Source organism: Amycolatopsis sp. NPDC021455 (assembly GCF_040640995.1).
Lineage (GTDB): Bacteria > Actinomycetota > Actinomycetes > Mycobacteriales > Pseudonocardiaceae > Amycolatopsis.
On record NZ_JBFACT010000021.1, the window covers coordinates 41,407 to 57,449 of the forward strand.

Annotated in this window: 16 protein-coding genes; 13 read left to right on the top strand and 3 right to left on the bottom strand. The window is 71.0% G+C overall.

Annotated elements, in window-relative coordinates:
- Positions 1–88 precede the first annotated feature (88 nt).
- The 8 genes from sigJ (at position 89) to AB0G28_RS23505 (ending at position 6,848) form a co-directional block, all read left to right on the top strand.
- Positions 89–946 (top strand): RNA polymerase sigma factor SigJ, encoded by an 858-nt coding sequence (gene sigJ / locus AB0G28_RS23470; protein ID WP_361092532.1) that lies wholly within the window; start codon positions 89–91, stop codon positions 944–946.
- A gap of 75 nt (positions 947–1,021) precedes the next feature.
- Positions 1,022–1,819: an SGNH/GDSL hydrolase family protein gene (locus AB0G28_RS23475; RefSeq protein ID WP_361092535.1), complete on the top strand. Its 798-nt coding sequence runs from the start codon at positions 1,022–1,024 to the stop codon at positions 1,817–1,819.
- Positions 1,798–2,376 carry a TetR/AcrR family transcriptional regulator gene (locus AB0G28_RS23480; RefSeq protein WP_361092538.1) on the top strand — a complete coding sequence of 193 codons (579 nt, stop codon included), beginning with the start codon at positions 1,798–1,800 and terminating at the stop codon, positions 2,374–2,376. Before AB0G28_RS23475 ends, AB0G28_RS23480 begins: the two co-directional genes overlap by 22 nt.
- Before the next feature lie 74 nt (positions 2,377–2,450).
- Positions 2,451–3,170, top strand: a complete 720-nt coding sequence (locus AB0G28_RS23485; protein ID WP_361092541.1) for a DUF2786 domain-containing protein — start codon at positions 2,451–2,453, stop codon at positions 3,168–3,170.
- 54 nt (positions 3,171–3,224) lie between these two features.
- The gene (locus tag AB0G28_RS23490; RefSeq protein ID WP_361092544.1) at positions 3,225–3,962 is read left to right on the top strand and encodes a Long-chain-fatty-acid--CoA ligase; all 738 of its coding nucleotides are present in this window, start codon (positions 3,225–3,227) and stop codon (positions 3,960–3,962) included.
- 55 nt (positions 3,963–4,017) lie between these two features.
- Positions 4,018–4,362 (top strand): winged helix-turn-helix domain-containing protein, encoded by a 345-nt coding sequence (locus AB0G28_RS23495; protein WP_361092547.1) that lies wholly within the window; start codon positions 4,018–4,020, stop codon positions 4,360–4,362.
- Positions 4,359–4,607 (top strand): hypothetical protein, encoded by a 249-nt coding sequence (locus AB0G28_RS23500; protein WP_361092550.1) that lies wholly within the window; start codon positions 4,359–4,361, stop codon positions 4,605–4,607. The genes AB0G28_RS23495 and AB0G28_RS23500 overlap by 4 nt, the downstream gene beginning before the upstream one ends.
- A gap of 132 nt (positions 4,608–4,739) precedes the next feature.
- Positions 4,740–6,848, top strand: coding sequence for an MMPL family transporter (locus tag AB0G28_RS23505; RefSeq protein ID WP_361092553.1), 2,109 nt, complete (start codon positions 4,740–4,742; stop codon positions 6,846–6,848).
- Here the strand turns inward: AB0G28_RS23505 and AB0G28_RS23510 are convergent.
- Both AB0G28_RS23510 and AB0G28_RS23515 read right to left on the bottom strand, forming a co-directional pair.
- Positions 6,791–8,917 carry an EAL domain-containing protein gene (locus AB0G28_RS23510; protein WP_361092556.1) on the bottom strand — a complete coding sequence of 709 codons (2,127 nt, stop codon included), beginning with the start codon at positions 8,915–8,917 and terminating at the stop codon, positions 6,791–6,793. The genes AB0G28_RS23505 and AB0G28_RS23510 overlap by 58 nt on opposite strands.
- A 13-nt stretch (positions 8,918–8,930) precedes the next feature.
- Entirely contained in the window at positions 8,931–9,749 is an 819-nt protein-coding gene (locus tag AB0G28_RS23515; RefSeq protein WP_361092559.1) for an SAM-dependent methyltransferase, read from the bottom strand.
- A gap of 192 nt (positions 9,750–9,941) precedes the next feature.
- On the opposite strand from AB0G28_RS23515, the gene AB0G28_RS23520 reads away from it, so the two are divergent.
- Complete coding sequence (locus tag AB0G28_RS23520) at positions 9,942–11,240, top strand: cytochrome P450 (protein WP_361092562.1); 1,299 nt, start codon at positions 9,942–9,944, stop codon at positions 11,238–11,240.
- A 52-nt stretch (positions 11,241–11,292) separates the two neighbouring features.
- Positions 11,293–12,240, top strand: coding sequence for an alpha/beta hydrolase (locus tag AB0G28_RS23525; RefSeq protein ID WP_361092565.1), 948 nt, complete (start codon positions 11,293–11,295; stop codon positions 12,238–12,240).
- On the opposite strand, the gene AB0G28_RS23530 is transcribed toward AB0G28_RS23525, so the two are convergent.
- Positions 12,235–13,227, bottom strand: coding sequence for a sigma-70 family RNA polymerase sigma factor (locus AB0G28_RS23530; RefSeq protein WP_361092568.1), 993 nt, complete (start codon positions 13,225–13,227; stop codon positions 12,235–12,237). The genes AB0G28_RS23525 and AB0G28_RS23530 overlap by 6 nt on opposite strands.
- 116 nt (positions 13,228–13,343) lie before the next feature.
- Here AB0G28_RS23530 and AB0G28_RS23535 point away from each other — a divergent pair, with 116 nt between their 5' ends.
- The 3 genes from AB0G28_RS23535 to AB0G28_RS23545 all read left to right on the top strand — a co-directional run bounded on the left by AB0G28_RS23535 (position 13,344) and on the right by AB0G28_RS23545 (position 16,042).
- Positions 13,344–13,892 carry a dihydrofolate reductase family protein gene (locus AB0G28_RS23535; protein ID WP_361092571.1) on the top strand — a complete coding sequence of 183 codons (549 nt, stop codon included), beginning with the start codon at positions 13,344–13,346 and terminating at the stop codon, positions 13,890–13,892.
- Positions 13,893–13,957: 65 nt separating this feature from the next.
- Positions 13,958–14,950 (top strand): zinc-binding dehydrogenase, encoded by a 993-nt coding sequence (locus AB0G28_RS23540; RefSeq protein WP_361092574.1) that lies wholly within the window; start codon positions 13,958–13,960, stop codon positions 14,948–14,950.
- A 117-nt stretch (positions 14,951–15,067) separates the two neighbouring features.
- Positions 15,068–16,042: a sigma-70 family RNA polymerase sigma factor gene (locus tag AB0G28_RS23545; RefSeq protein WP_361092577.1), complete on the top strand. Its 975-nt coding sequence runs from the start codon at positions 15,068–15,070 to the stop codon at positions 16,040–16,042.
- Position 16,043: the final 1 nt, after the last annotated feature.

Consider the following 16,043-nt stretch of genomic DNA (forward strand, 5'->3'; position numbering starts at 1 on the left):
TGTTCGGTGGGCTTCGACCGGTACGACGAAACGGCCCGCCGAGATGTCAGGACCTGACGTTCGGGAAGGCTGTGTCGTCGGAGGAGTCATGACAACGCCATCGGAACCGGTCGTCGGCGAACGACGTCACCTGCTCAACCTCGCCTACCGGCTGCTCGGCTCGCTGGCCGAAGCCGAGGACGCCGTCCAGGAGACCTACGCGCGCTGGTACGGCCTCACGCCGGAGCAGCGGGACGCCATCGCCTCGCCAGGCGCCTGGCTGACGACGGTCGCCGGCCGTGTCTGCCTGGACCTGCTCGGTTCGGCGCGGGTCCGGCGCGAGCGGTACGTGGGCGAGTGGCTGCCCGAGCCGCTGCCCGACCAGAACGACCCGGCCGACCGGATCACCCTGGACGAATCCGTCACCATGGCCTTCCTCGTCGCGCTCGAAGCGATGACCCCGGCCCAGCGCGTCGCGCTCGTCCTGCACGACGTCTTCGGCTACTCCTTCGCCGAAGTTGCGGAGATCACCGGCCGCACCCAGGCGGCGTGCCGCGAACTGGCCTCGTCGGGCCGCCGCCGGATCCGCGCGGCACGGCCGCTGACTCCGGTTGCCCGGCAGGCGGACCTGGTCAAGGACTTCAAGCAGGCCTGGGAAGCGGGCGACATCGACGCCCTCGTCGGCCTCCTCGACCCCGGCGCGACCCTCACCGCGGACGGCGGCGGTGTCGTCCGCGCCGCGCTGCACCCGATCGAAGGCGGCGAGCTGGTCGCGCGGTACGTGGCCGACCTCGCGTCCTTCGGCGAGCTGACGCTCGTCGAGCGCACGGTCAACGGCTCTCCCGGGCTGGTACTCCAGCGCGGGGACGAACTCGCCGCCGTGTACGCGTTCGACATCGCCGACGACCGGATCACGCGGATCTGGGCGATGCGGAACCCGGAGAAGCTGCGGCCCTGGCTCGGGTGAACCCGAAGTAGACACCGTCTACCTCAGTTTGATAGACAGTGTCTACCAGGTGAACCACGGGTTACGGAGATCGGGATGAGCTACCACCGTTTCGTCGTCCTCGGCGACAGCTGCGCCGAGGGCCTCGACGACCCGTACCCCGGGGAAGACCACTACCGCGGCTGGGCCGACTTCGTCGCCGCGCGGCTGGCCGAGGACGAACCGGGGTTCCGCTACGCCAACCTCGCCGTCCGCGGGCGGCGGCTCGACCAGATCGTCCCCGAGCAGATCCCGGCGGCCACGAAGCTCGAGCCCGACCTGGTCGCCCTCTTCGGCGGCGGCAACGACGTCATGAGCCGCGGCTGGGACGCGCGCACGGTCAGCCGCCGGGTCGACGCCGCCGTCCGCGCGTGCACCGAAATCTCGCCGGTCGTCGTCACCTTCACCCTCAGCGACGTCTCCCGCCGGATGCCGCTCGGCGGCCGGATGCGGCCGCGGATCGTCGCGCTCAACGACGCCATCCGCGAAGCGGCCGTCAGCCACGGTGCCCTGCTCATCGACCTGTGGCCCGACCCGGCCGTCACCGACTCGCGGTACTTCGGCGCCGACCGCCTCCACCTGTCCGCCCACGGGCACCGCCGGCTCGCCGCCTACGTCCTCGCCTGCCTCGGCCTCGACCACGACCCGGCGTGGCTCGCGCCGTTGCCCGGGGTCGCGGCCGGGCACGGCTGGCGCGCCGACGTTCACTGGCTGCTCCGCGAAGTCCTGCCGGTCGCGGTGACGCGCACCCGTAACCGGCTGATCGGCCGCCAGCCCGGCGACGGCTTCCTCCCGAAGCGCCCGGACCTGCTCCCCATGACCCGGGACGAGGCGTGGGCACCCGGCAACGCCTGATCACGACGGCGTCGGAGCTGCTCGCCGAGGAGGGCGTCGGCGCGGTCACGCTGCGCGGGATCGCCAAGGCCGCCGGCGTCTCGCACGGCGCGCCGCTACGGCATTTCTCCGGTCGTGCGGAGTTGCTGTCCGCCGTCGCCACCCTGGGGTTCACCCAGTTGCTCGAGCTCCGGGCGAGCCTGCCGGACGGCGGCCCGCGCGAACGGCTCGTCGCCGCCTGCCACGGCTATGTCGGCTTCGCCCTGCGGAACCCGGCGATGTTCGAGCTGATGTTCCGCCGCGACCTGATCGACCCGGACGAGCCCGCGCTCCGGGCCGCGAGCAGCGCGGTGTTCGACGAGTTCGCGGCCCTGGTCGCCGCCGCGCAAACGCCCGCGGACACCGACCCGCGGCTGGTCGCCGCGTCGCTCTGGGCGGCGCTGCACGGCCTCGCCCAGCTGTGGTTGTGGGGCGGATTGGCCGGGGCGAGCTTCGCGCCGTCGCCCGAAGCGGCGCTGGCCGTCACGCTCGACGCGTACCTGCGACACGCTCCCCCCATCCGGACGGCGAACACCTGAACCAATATCGTCGACGCCGACGGTGCACCCCACGTCCGGCCGGGCGCGCCGGGCCCGACCAGGAGAGGGGGGCCATGTCCGAGTCAGATCCGCAGCTCGAGCGCATCCGCAAGCTGCTGGCCAAGGCCGAGGACCCGGCGGTCACCGAGGCGGAAGCAGAGGCGTACAACCAGAAAGCCGCCGAGCTCGTCGCGCGGTACGGCATCGACCAAGCGATGCTCGCGGCGTCGGGGGCGAGCGCGGACGAACTCGGCACGCTGACGATCCCGATGAACGACCCGTACAGCCGGGACAAGGCGAGCCTGCTCACCTCGGTCGCGTACCCGCTGCGGTGCCGGACGCTGCTGCACCGCCGCGGCCAGAAGGTCGAAAGCGTCACGGTGTTCGGGTTCCGCTCCGACATCGGCCGGGTGGAGCTGCTGTTCACCAGCCTGCTGCTGCAGGCCGGCACGCAGCTGACCCGCGTCCGGCCCGGCGGTCTGTTCCCCGGCGAGTCGCTGGCCGCCTACCGGCGGACGTGGCTGCACGGCTTCGCCCGCGCGGTGCACGAGCGGCTTTCCCGCGCGGAACAGGAAGCGGTCCGCACGGCGGCGCCGGGCGAGCGCTCGGCGGAACTGGTGGTCCGCGACCGCGCGCAGCTGGTGCAGCAGGCGTTCGACGCGGAGTACGGCGGCCTGCGCGCGGCCGCGCCGCGGCTGCTGTCCGGCAGCGGCTACTTCGACGGCCACGACGCCGGTTCCAAGGCGAACCTCGACCCCTCCGCGCTGACCCGCCGTCGCAAGGCCCTGCGCTGAACTTCGCCCGGTTGCCGCTATCCGGGAATTGATCTTTTCCGCTTCACTGGGCGGATGCGCGTCGTCGATCTCGCCGGTCGTCCCGATCTCCTCGAACCCGCGCTGAACCTCGGCGACGTCGGCGGGCAGTTCATCTACCAGGGCGCCAGCGGCCGGATGATCACCGGCGAGCGGTTCGTGCGGCATTGGGCGAAGTACTTCCTGATCGCACTGGACGACGACGGCGTGCCGATCGCCCGCGCCCTGTCGGTCCCGCTGGCGTATCCGGCGCCGGACCGCACCGAGCTCCCCGACCACGGCTGGGACCAGGCGATCGAGTGGGCGGCGCAGGACGTGATGGACGGCCGCGCGCCGAACGCGTTGTGCGCGCTGGAAGTCGTCATCGCGCCGCACCTGCGGGGCACCGGCCTGTCCGCACCGATGTTGAAGGCGTTGAAGGCGCGGGCCGCGGAAACGGGCCTGCGCAAGCTGATCGTCTCGGTGCGGCCGATCGGCAAGGAGGCCGAGCCCGCGGTCCCCATGCCGGAGTACGCGGCCCGCCGCCGGTCCGACGGGCTGCTCGCCGACCGCTGGCTGCGCACCCACGAGCGGCTGGGCGCCCGTGTCGTCAAGGTGTGTCCGTTCGCGGTGACGCTGGCCGGTTCGCTGGCCGACTGGCGCGAGTGGACCGGCGTGAAGCTCGAGGACGGCGAGAACTTCATCCCGGGCGGCATCGCCCCGGTGACCGCGTCGACCGCCTACGACACGGCGACGTACGTCGAGCCGAACGTCTGGATGGAACACCCGATGTGATCTCCGGGATCACCCTGATACCCACCCGCGGCGGCACCTGCTAACTTTTGTTGGCATGTGGACCGGCGACGAGCTCCTGCGGCAGCTGGGCGCGCTGGGCAACCCGCACCGGCTGCGGATCGTCGCGGCCCTGCGGGCCGAGCGCACCTACGTCAGCAAGCTCGCCCGCGAGCTGCGGATCAGCCGCGCGCTCCTGCAGGTCCACCTGCGCAAGCTCGAAGCCGCCGGCCTGGTCACCGCCAGCTTCGAGGTCGGCGAAGACGGGAAGACGCTGCGGTTCTACGAGCTCACCGCGTTCTCCGTCGTGCTGACGCCGGAGACGATCGCGGCCGCCGTGCCGACGCTGACCACACCGGAATCCGTTCACGGAAACGCGGACGGCGAGGAGGGACGGACATGAACTGGCACCAGTGGCAGGAGGTCCTCGGCGTCGTCGGGATCTTCGTCCTGATCACCGTCGTGCTTTCGATCGCGATCGTGCAGCTCGCCTCGACCTGGCGTGCCAAGGCGAAGCTGGCGCGGGAGCACGAATACCGCTCGCTGGCCGAGAAAGCCGTCCGGACGCAGGAAGAGACCGAACGGCAGCTGCGGGACGTCCAGGACCGCCTGCGGTCCATCGAACGCGTGCTCAAGGAGGTCGACTGACCGGCTGACTGACTGACTGACTGACGGCCCTGGGCCGCCGAGCGGCAACTCGACGGCCCAGGAGGAAGAAGCACCCACTCGCCCGAGGGCGAGCGCTCATCGGATCACTCCTTCACGGAAGGACTTTAGTTCATGCTGCCCGCGAAACCCCCAGTGGTCGAAAGCGTCACGAACTGGTCGCTGCGGCACCGCGCCGCCGCGATCCTCGGCTGGCTGGCGCTCGTCGCGCTGGCCTGGGCCGTCGGCGCGTTCGCCCCCGGCACCGACGCCCGGTCGACCCCCGCCGGCGACGCCGGCACCGGCCAAGCCGTCCTCGACCGCCAGTCCACCCGCGAACCGTTCTGGGAGAACGTTCTCGTCCAGCCCCGGTCCCCGGCGGCCACGGCCGACCTCGTGAGCACGTTGACGACGTCGGGCGCGGTCGCGGATGTCCGTTCCCAGGTCTCCGCCGACGGCCGGTCGGAGCTGGTCACCTTCCGGATCACCGGCACCGGTACCGAAATCCGGTCACACCTGGCGACGGCGACCGCGGCCGTCGGCACGGTCGCCGCCCGCCACCCCGGCATCCGGCTGGCGCAGGCCGGCGACCTCAGCGTGTCCGGCGCGGTCGACCAGAGCATCAAGGAGGACATCAAGCGTTCGGAAACGCGCTCGCTGCCGCTCACCGTGCTGATCCTGCTGCTGGTGTTCGGTTCGCTGGTCGCGGCGGCGGTCCCGGTGCTCCTGGCGGGCACCACGGTGTTCGCGGCCTTCGGCATTCTGTCCGTTGTGGACAATGGGGTTCCGGTCAACAGCGCCACTTCCGCGATCACGTTGCTGATCGGCATGGCGGTCGGCGTCGACTACTCGCTGTTCTTCCTGCGCCGCGCCCGGGAGGAACGCGCTCACGGCGTCGACGAGTCGATCCGGATCGCGGCACGCACGTCCGGGCACGTCATCGTCGTGTCGGGCCTGACGGTCGTGCTGTGCGTGACCGGCCTGCTGTTCACCGGCCTCGACAACCTCCGCGGCCTGACCGTGGGCACGGTCCTCGTCGTCGGGCTGGCCGTCCTGGCCGCGGTGACCGTGCTGCCCGCGACGCTCTCCCTGCTCGGCCACCGCGTCGACGGGGGCCGGATCCCGTGGCTGGGCCGGCGGCGGACGCGCTCTCGGTTCTGGGCCGCCGTGGCCGGCGTCGTCACCCGGAAGCCCGCGCTGTGGAGCGGGATCGCCACCGCGGTGCTGGTGCTGCTCACCCTGCCCGCGCTGGGAATCCGGCTGCAGGACCCGGCACCGACCGAGAGCCTGCCACGCAGTGTCCCGGTGATCGACGCGGCCACGCGGATGCAGGAAGCGTTCCCCGGCATCACGATGCCCGCGCACGTCGTCCTCTGGAACACCCGCGGCGGCCCGGTCGACACGCCCGCGGTGCGGCAGGCGATCGCCGCGCTCACCGCGGAAACCCCGAAACCGGCCGTGGTCGTCCCGGTGGACCAGGCACTCGTCGTCCGGATCCCGCTCGGCGGCACCGGCAACGACGAAACGGCGAGCCGCACGCTCACGACGTTGCGCGAAACCCTGCTGCCGCGAACGGTCGGACGCGTCGACGGCGTGGGGTACGCAGTGGCGGGCCGGACCGCCGAAGCCCACGACTTCACCGCGCAGACGCTCGCCCGGGCACCGCTCGTCGTCGGCTTCATCCTGCTGCTCGCCTTCGTGCTGCTGCTCGTGGTGTTCCGCTCGGTCGCGGTGCCGGTGGTGTCGATCCTGCTCAACCTGCTGTCGGTCGGTGCGGCCTACGGCGTGCTCACGCTCGTGTTCCAGGACGGTTTTCTCGCGCCACTCCTGGGTTTCACGCCCTACGGCGGCGTGCTCGGCTGGCTGCCGATGTTCCTGTTCGTGCTGCTGTTCGGGCTGAGCACCGACTACCACGTGTTCATCCTCAGCCGGATTCGCGAGCGGCGGCGTTCGGGCGTTCCGGCGCGGCAGGCGATCGTCGACGGCACCGCGAGCAGTTCCGGCGTGGTCACGAGCGCCGCGCTGATCATGACCGGGGTGTTCAGCGTCTTCCTGAGCCTCGCGGCGATCGAGTACAAGATGCTGGGTCTCGGCATGGCGTTCGCGGTGCTGCTCGACGCGACGCTCGTCCGTGGTGTGCTGCTGCCGGCCTCGTTGTCGCTGTTCGGGGAACGGCTCTGGCCCGCTCAGGTGCCGGCGAACTGCCCGGCCAGCTCGCCCGGCGGCCTCGCGATCCCGAAGTAGTCGCCGGTGGCCAGGTCGGCGCCGGCCGTGCGCCACCAGTCGGCCTGGTCCTCGGTGTGGATGCCGTCGACGACGAGCGTCGCGCCGACCTGCCGGACCAGCGGGACGAGCGCGCCGAGGAACGTCGAGTCCGACCACGCCTGCCACTCGGCGAGCCGCCGGTCGACGCGCACGATGTCCACCGGCAGGTCCTCGATCGCGCGCAGGTCGTCGGGCCCGAGCCCGAACTCGTCGAGCATGACGTGGACGCCGAGGTCGGCCAACGCCATGACGTTCTCCAGCACGCCCGACACCGGCAGCGCGCCGACCGGGACGCCGAGCATCAGCTGCTCCGGCGGCAGGCCGGTGTCGGCCAGCAGCCGCGTCACGCGCGTGCCGAGCGCGTCGTCCGACACCTGGTGCCCGGTCAGGCCGGCGAGCATCGGGAGGCCGAACCCCGCGCGCTGGCGCCACCATTCGCCCTGACGGCTCGCCGCGCGCAGCAGCCAGTCCCCGAGCGGCAGCACGAGCCCGGTCGACTCGGCGAGCTCCACGCAGCACTCGTGCGAAAGCGCCTTGTCGTCCGGCCGGTCCCAGTGCAGGCGGGCTTCGAGGCCGGCGGTGGCGCCGTCCTCGAGCCGGGCCACCGGCCGGTACCGCACGCTGATCTCGCCGTGCTCCCACGCGCCGGCCATGCCGACGGCCCGCGCCTGCGTCCGCCGGTCGTGGGCGTCGGCTTCCCGGTCGAACATCTTCCACTGGCCGCGCCGCCGCGCCTTGGCGCGCCGCAGCGTCTGGTCCGCCTGCCGCAGCAGCTCCAGCGGGTCGATGCCCTTCGCCGGCCGGTGCACCACGCCCGCGCTGGCCGACAGCGCGAGCCCGTGCCCGTCGACGAAGAACGGCTCGGCGAGCTCGTCGTTGATCGCGCGCACGATCGTGTCGATGTCGGGGGTGGTTTCGGTGTTCTCGACCAGGATGCCGAACTCGTCGCTGTGGAACCGCGCGATCATGGCCTTCTCCCGGGCCATCACGGCTTTCAGGCGCTGCGCGAAGTGCACCAGCAGCTGCTCGCCGACGCGGCGGCCGAGGCTGTTGCAGACCATGCCGAACGCGTCGAGGTCGACGTGGAACAGCGTGACGCCGTACACCGGGTCGGCGCGCCGCAGCGCCGCCTCCAGGTGGGTGCCGAAGTACTGGCGGTTCGGCAGCCCGGTGAGGACGTCGTGCAGGGCCTGGCGGCTCAGCTCACCCTGCAGCAGCATCAGCTCGGTGCCGTCCTCGATGACGAAGACGAAGTGACCGGGGCAGTCTTCGGCGTCGCGCAGCAGCGACGCGGTGAGCGAGATGCGGGCGACGTCGCCGTCCTTGCGCAGCAGCCGCTGGGACTGCCGGATCCGGTCCTTGCCGCCGTCGATCAACGCGTCCATCGCGTCACGGAGCACCTCGTAGGTGTCCGGGTGCACGACGTCGGTCAGCAGGGTCCCGGTCAGCTCCCCGTCCGGGTGGCCGAGCATCTCGGCCAGCGCCGCGTTCGCCCGCACGATCCGGCCGTCGAGGGCGACCAGCGCGATGCCGCTCGCCGACGACGTCACCACCTCGTCGAAGCGCGCTTCGCTCTGCTTGAGGTTCCACTGCGCGTCCCGCACCGCCTTGAGCAGCGCCAGGTGCATGATCTCCTGCTGGTCGAGGACGCTGCGTTCGTGCGCGAGCAGGAACCCGCACGAGAGCGCTCCCAGCGCGAGCACGATGCGTTCGGTGAGGCGGTCCGCCGACTGGAGTTCGGGCAGTGACGGCAGCCCCTTGCCCAGGACGTCGAGCGTGCACCGCAGTCCCCGCTCGCCGACGTAGCCGAGCGTCACCAGCCGCGCGCCGATCCGCTCGGCGGCCGTCCTGTCCGCGGACCCGCGCTGCAGGCTGTCGACCAGCGTGTCGAGCAGGTCGCGCAGTTCCCGGTCGAGCTCCTCCCGGCTCAGCGAAACGACCGTCACGCCGCTGAGCAGGTAGGCCCATTTCCGCGCGAGCACGGTCCGCCCGCGGTCCTCCTCGGGACGCGTGGGCTGCGGTTCCGGCAGTTTGTCGATCATCGGCATGCGTGGCGCCCGCTCAGCTCTTCCGGCCGATTCCGGCGTAAACCAGCATGTTCATCGCGGCCGCGTCGGCGATATCGGCCGGCCCGGACGGCCGCCATTCCCCGCAGCCGACCAAGCCCGGTTCGACGAGTTCGAATCCCGCGAAAAGCGCGGAAACCTGGGCGTGCGTCCGCAGGGTCACCTGATCGGGACTCCGGCTCTCTTTGATCACCTCGGCCGCTTCGCCGAGTTTCCGGCCCTGGTGGTCGCCGCTGACATGGGTCATCGCGAAGAAACTGCCGGGGGCGAGCGCCGCGCGGTACCGCCCGACGAGTTCCAGCGGACCGGATTCGTCCGGGACCCAGTGCATCATGAGCAGCATCAGCAGGCCCAGCGGTTCGTCGAGGTCGATCAGCTCCCGGACCTGCGGCGAGTCGAGGATCTTTTCCGGGTCCCGCATGTCGGCCTGCACGATCGCCGCGCGGTCGTTGCCCGCGAGCATCAGTTCGCTGTGCGCGACCGCGACCGGGTCGCGGTCGACGTACACGACCCGGCAGTCCGGGTCCTGCGCCTGGGCCACCTCGTGGACGTTCGCCACCGTCGGGATCCCCGAGCCGATGTCGAGGAACTGCCGGATCCCCTGTCCGGTCATGAACCGCACCGCGCGGCCGAGGAACGCGCGGCTCACGCGCGCGGAGTCACGCAGGCCGGGCATCGTGCGTTCGATCTGCTCGCCCACCGCACGGTCGACGGCGAAGTTGTGGCCGCCGCCGAGCATGAAGTCGTAAAGGCGGGCGATGCTCGGCACCGAGATATCGACACCCGCCGGTACCCATTCCGGTGATCGTGTCACGAAGAACACCTTCTCGTCTGATCGGACCGGAAAGAGCTTAGCGATTCCCCACGGATCGGCTACTGCGCCATATGCGTGAGCCCGCACCACCCGATCGGGCACTGTCCCGTTCGCCCGGACGCGCCTACCGTAGACCGTCTCCTTGGGAATCCACGCAATGACCCGAACGAATGGCTCAATCGAGGAGTCCGCATGAGCGTCCCGGTCGCGCCGGGCCGGTGGCCTTTTCTCGGGCACACTCCGGCACTGCTGCGGCAACGCTTCGCGTTCACCAACTCATTGCACGAACACGGCGAGATCGTAAAACTTTACCTCGGGCCGTCGCCCGTCTACTTCGTCGCGAGCCCGCGACTGGTCCACGAAGTGCTGGTCACCGAGGGACCGAAGTTCCGCAAGGGCGCCATGTTCGACAAGTTCCGGCCGTTCGTCGGAAATGGCTTGGTGCTTTCGAACGGGGACTTCCACCTGCGGCAGCGACGGCTGATGCAGCCGGCGTTCCACCGCGACCGCCTGGCCGCCTACGCGGAGATCATGCGACGCGCGGCGGCCGGCCTGAGCGGCACGTGGCGAGCCGGTGAAGTGCGAATGGTCGAAGCGGATATGCAGGGTCTCGCGGTGACGATCGTCGGCGAGGCCCTGTTCTCGACCGACCTGGGCAAAGAGGCGATCGCCGAGGCCCGCCGTTCGATTTTCGTGATCATCCAGCAGGGAATGATCCGCGCGTTGTCCCCGAAGTTCGTGGAAAAGCTCCCGGTTCCCGGGAACCGGCGGTTCGACGAGGCCATCGCGCGGATGCAGGGAATCGTGGTCGAGGTGATCCGCGACTGGCGGCGCGAGAGCACCGACCGCGGCGACCTGCTTTCGACGTTGCTGCTGGCGGGCATGACCGACGAGCAGGCGCGGGACGAAGTGCTCACCCTGCTCACGGCCGGCATCGAGACGACCGCGCTCGCGCTGGCCTGGACGTTCCACGAGCTCGGCGAGCACCCGGAAGTGGAAGCACGGGTGCACGCCGAAATCGACGAGGTGCTGGGCGGCCGCCCGGTCACCGTCGACGACCTCCCCCGGCTGACCTACGTCCGGCAGGTGGTCGACGAGGTGCTGCGGCGGTACGCGCTGTGGATGCTGATGCGCCGCACCCTCACCGAAGTCGACCTCGGCGGGGTGCGCCTCCCGGAGGGCGCCGAGGTGATCGTCAGCCCGCTCGCGCTCCACCACGACCCCGCGTCCTTCGCCGACCCGGACCGGTTCGATCCCGGCCGCTGGGCGCCGGAGCGGGCCACCGACGTGCCGAAGGGCGCGTTCGTCCCGTTCGGGGCGGGCAACCGGCAATGCATCGGGAACCGCTTCGCCCAGAACGAAATCGTCATCACGGTGGCCACGGTGGCCGCGCGCTGGCGGCTGGTCCCGATCCCGGGCCGGCCGGTGCGCGTGAAGTTCACCTCCGCCGCCTACCCCGAAAGCCTGCCGATGACGGCAGTCCCCCGCTAGCTGGAGGTCGTTCTCCTTGTCCCGCCCACGTTTTTGTGCTGCCGTTTTCCTGTTGCTGGCGGCACTATTCACCCCTGCCCCGGCCGCCGCGGCCACGAGCTGCGAAGACCTGAACGTCCCGGTGACGGTGGCCCTGCTCCCGCAGACGATGCACGGCCGCCTGTGCGCGCCGCCCCAGGCGTCGACGGTGGTGGTCCTGATCCCGGGCGGCACGTACAACGCGTCCTATTGGGACATCGGCTACACACCGGAGATCCGGTCGTTCCGCCTGGCGATGAACCAGGCGGGCGTGGCGACGCTGGCCTTGGACCGCCTGGGCACGGGCAGCAGTTCGAAGCCGTTGAGCACGCTGCTGAGCGCCTCGGTCCAGGCCACGGCGGCGCACCAGGTGATCCAGTCGGTGCGACCCCGGTTCGCGAAGGTGGTCGTCGGCGGCCACTCGATCGGGGCGGCGATGGCGATGATCGAGGCCGGCCGCTACCACGACGTCGACGGCGTGCTGGTCACGGGCATGACGCACCGGATGAACCTGGTCTCGGTGATCCCGACGCTGGCCCAGATGATGCCGGCCCCGCTGGATCCGAACCTCCCCGGCCGCGACGCGGGCTACCTGACCACCGACCCGGGCACCCGCTACGCGGCGTTCCACACCCCGGGCCCGTACGACGACGCGGCGATGGCGTACGACGAGTCCACAAAGGACGTCTTCGCGGCGACGGAGGCAGTGGACAGCCTGACCCTGACGACGGTGGTCACCCCGGCATCCCAGCAGATCACGGCCCCGGTCCTGCTGGTGGTCGGCAACGACCCGAACTTCTGCGGAACCCTGGGCAGCGACTGCTCGTCCCCGGAAGCCCTGCGCGCCTCGGAGGCCCCGTTCTTCGGCACGCCGAACCTCCAAACGTACATCCTGAACGGCTACGGCCACGCGATCGACTACGCCCCCGACGCCCCGGACTACTTCGGAGTGACGGCCGGCTGGCTGAAGTCCCTGTCATGAGGGAAGCGACCGAGGCAGCCCGAACGCCGACAGCATGCTGTTCTCGAAGCGGGTCATGGCGCTGATCCGGTCGCCCGCGAGGGTCAGGACGTACAGGCCGGTCCCGTGGCGGACGCCGCTGGGACCGGCCAGGTAGGCGCCGAACGCCGGCTGGCCGTTGGCACGCGTCGGCACCAGGGCGAACCTGCGGCCCGCGTCGAAGATGGCACCGCAGAAGCGGCCGACGACGTCCCGGCCCTGGTACTCCAGCGGCAGCGGCGGCATGGACATGAAGACGTCGTCGGTCAGCAGCGCCACCAGCGCGTCGACGTCGGCGGTCTCCCAGGCACGCACGAAGGCCGCCACGACCTCGTTCTCCGCTGGCGATGCGACGGCGGGAGGTGGTTCGGGCGACCGGTTGCGCCGCAGGGTCGCCCGGGCCCGCTTGAGCGCGCTCTTGACCGAGTCGACGGTCGTGTCGAGCATGCCGGCCACCTCGCTCGCCGGGAAACCGAGGACGTCACGCAGGATCAGCACGGCGAGCTGGCGAGGCGGCAGGGCCTGCAACGCGGTGACGAAAGCGAGTGAGATGGATTCGGCCTGCTCGTACCGGGCCTCCGGGCCGAGTGGCACCTGGATCGCCCCGTCGAGCAGGGCGTCCGGATAGGGTTCCAGCCAGACGATCTCACCGAGCCGGGTCGGCTCCGGCGGTTCCACGCCGGGGATGTCCCACACCGTGGCCGGCCGCCGGCCGGCCGAGCGCAGCGTGCTCAGGCACCGGTTGGTGGCGATCCGGTAGAGCCAGGTGCGGAGCGAGGCACGGCCGTCGAACCCGCCGAGACCTCGCCAGGCCGACACCAGGGTGTCCTGGAGGGCGTCCTCGGCGTCCTGGAACGAGCCGAGCATCCGGTAGCAGTGCACTTGCAGCTCGCGCCGGTGCGGCTCGGTCAGCGCCTGGAACGCGTCGTCGTCCCCGGCCCGCGCCCGGCTGATCAGGTCTGTTTCCACTGGCACCACCTTTCCATCGGGTACGGACGCCGGCCGCGGCTCAAAGGGGGCGCGACCCCTTTTCCGGTTTCGCGGCGTCCGTATCGCCGGCTGTCGAGAAGCGAAGGAGAACCGCCATGGGAAAGATCGTGATCAGCGAAACCGTATCGCTCGACGGGGTGTTCCAGGACCCGGTGGGCGCCGGGGGCTTCCGGTTCGCCGGCTGGTTCGACCAGCTCACGGACGCGGACCGCCAGGCGTGGGCCAAGGCCGGGTTCGAGGAGGCGATGGGCGCGGAAGCGTTGCTGATGGGCCGCCGCACCTACGAGTGGTTGGTCGCGCGAGGCTGGGCGTCCCGCGACGGCGACTGGCCGGACCGGTTGCGTGCGCTGCCGAAGTACGTCGTGTCGTCGACGCTGGAAGACCTCACGTGGGCCAATTCGACGGTCCTCGAGGGCGACGTCATGAAGCTGAAGCAGCAGGTGGACGGCGAGATAGTCGTCTACGGCAGCGGCCGGCTCGTGCAGTCACTGATCGAGCGCGACATCTTCGACGAGCTGCGGCTGATCGTGTGCCCGTTCGCGCTCGGCGAGGGCGAGCGCCCGGTCGAGCGCCGGAAACCCCTGCGCCTGACGGACAGCCGCATCATCGGGGACAGCCTCGTAAGCCTGACGTATCGGCCCTGAACACCGATTCCTTTCCGCGGCGGCGACGGTCTACCCGCTCGACGACACCGCCGAGCAGAAAGCAGATGGCCGTGAGCATTCCCACCACCATGCGCGCCCTGGAGCAGACCTCCCTGCGGGGTCCACAGGACATGCGTTTGCTCCCCGGCGCGCCGGTGCCGGCCCCGGGTCCGGGCGAGGTCCTGGTCCGGGTCACCGCCGCCGGGGTCAACTTCGCCGACATCTCGAAGGCCCACGGCACGTTCCTGGACGGACCACGCCCACCATATGTGGCGGGTTTCGAGGCGGCGGGCGAAGTCGTGGCACGCGGTGTGCGGGTGGCCGCCCCGCGGCTCGGGGACCTCGTGGCCGGCGTCGGCTCCGGAGCGTTCGCGGAGTACCTGGTCCTCCCGGCGGCCGCGGCGACGCCGGTACCGGCCGGCTGGAGCGCCGAGCAGGCGCTGGGCCTGGCCGTGAACTGGCCCACCGCGCTGGCGGCGCTCAGGCCGCTGGGCCGCGTGGCCGCCGGGGAGACCGTGCTGATCCACGCCGCGGCGGGAGCAACGGGCCAGGCCGCGGTGAAGCTGGCCAAGCACTACGGCGCGACGGTCATCGCCACGGCGTCACCGGGCAAGCACGAGACGGTGCTGGCGCTGGGAGCCGACCACGTGCTTTCCAGCCGAGGCGAGGATCTCGCCACCGAGGTGCGCCGGCTGACCGACGGCGCCGACCTGGTGCTCGAGTCCGCGGGTGGCGCGACCTTCGAGGCGAGCCTGGCCGCGGCCAAGCGCGTCACGGGCCGGGTCGTCGTCTACGGACTGGCGGGCGGCGAAGCCCCGGTCACCAACTGGGACCTGGTGTACCGGCACCAGGTCCAGGTCATCGGCCTCAACCTCGGCGTGCTGATCCAGGCCGCACCGAAGGTCTTCGGCACAGTGATGGGCGAGCTGTCGGCGCTCATCGCCACGGGAGTGCTCACTCCGACGCACCCCACGACGTACGACCTGGCGGACGGCCCGAAGGCCCTGGCGGAACTCGAAGCCAGGGCGACCACCGGCAAACTGGCCCTGCGCCCGTGACGGCGCGATTCGTCGTGAACCTGGCTCGCTCCGCACGTGCCGGCTGACCTGCGTTTCGATTCCTTCGCACCGGCATCCGGGTCATATTGCCGGTGACCGGCAGCGAAGGAGCAGCACATGACAGGCAGGCAATCCGCCGCGGCGGACCGGAACCGGTTCACGGCGGAGACCGAGCGGTTCCGCCGTGAGCTGCTGGCGCACTGCTACCGCATGGTCGGCTCGGCGCACGACGCCGAAGACCTGGTCCAGGAGACCTACCTGCGGGCTTGGCGGTCCTACGAAGGCTTCGAAGGCCGTGCGTCGATCCGGTCGTGGCTCTACCGGATCGCCACGAACGTCTGCCTGACGGCGGGTCGGCCGCGCCCGATCCGGGTCCTGCCATCGGGTCTGGCAGGCCCGCACGACGGCCCACCGAGCCAGGTCGCGCCGGGCGAGGTCGCGTGGCTGGAACCGTTCCCGAACACCTGGACCACCGACGACCCGGCCGCGACGGCGGTGGCACGCGAGTCGCTCCGGCTGGCGCTCATCGCGAGCCTGCAACACCTGCCGCCCCGCCAGCGCGCGATCCTGATCCTGCGCGAAGTGCTGGCCTTCTCCGCCCCCGAAACGGCGAAAATCCTCGGCACGACAACGGCGGCGGTGAAGAGCGGCCTGCAGCGTGCCCGCGCTCGCCTGGAAGAGCTGGAACCCCAGCCCGGCGAACTGCTCGAACCCACGGACGAGCGAGCGCGGGCGTTGCTGGACGGCTACATCACAGCCTTCGAACGCTCGGACCCGAACCTGCTGGAAAAGGTGCTGCGCACGGACGCCACGCTGGAGGCAACGCCGTTCCACAGTTGGTACGCGGGCAAGCAGAACTGCCTCGACATGCTGGCCGACCACGTCCTCGGCACACCGGGCGACTGGCGAATGATCGCCACGGAGGCCAACGGCCAGCCGGCGGCAGCCGTGTACCACCGCACCGACGGCACGCTCCAGGCCCACGGCATCGTGGTGCTGGCCCCGACAACCACCGGAGTGACCCGGGTGACCGAGTTCCACGACCCGGCGCTGGTGGTGCTGTTCGGCTTCCCGGACCTGCTCACCGGTTGAA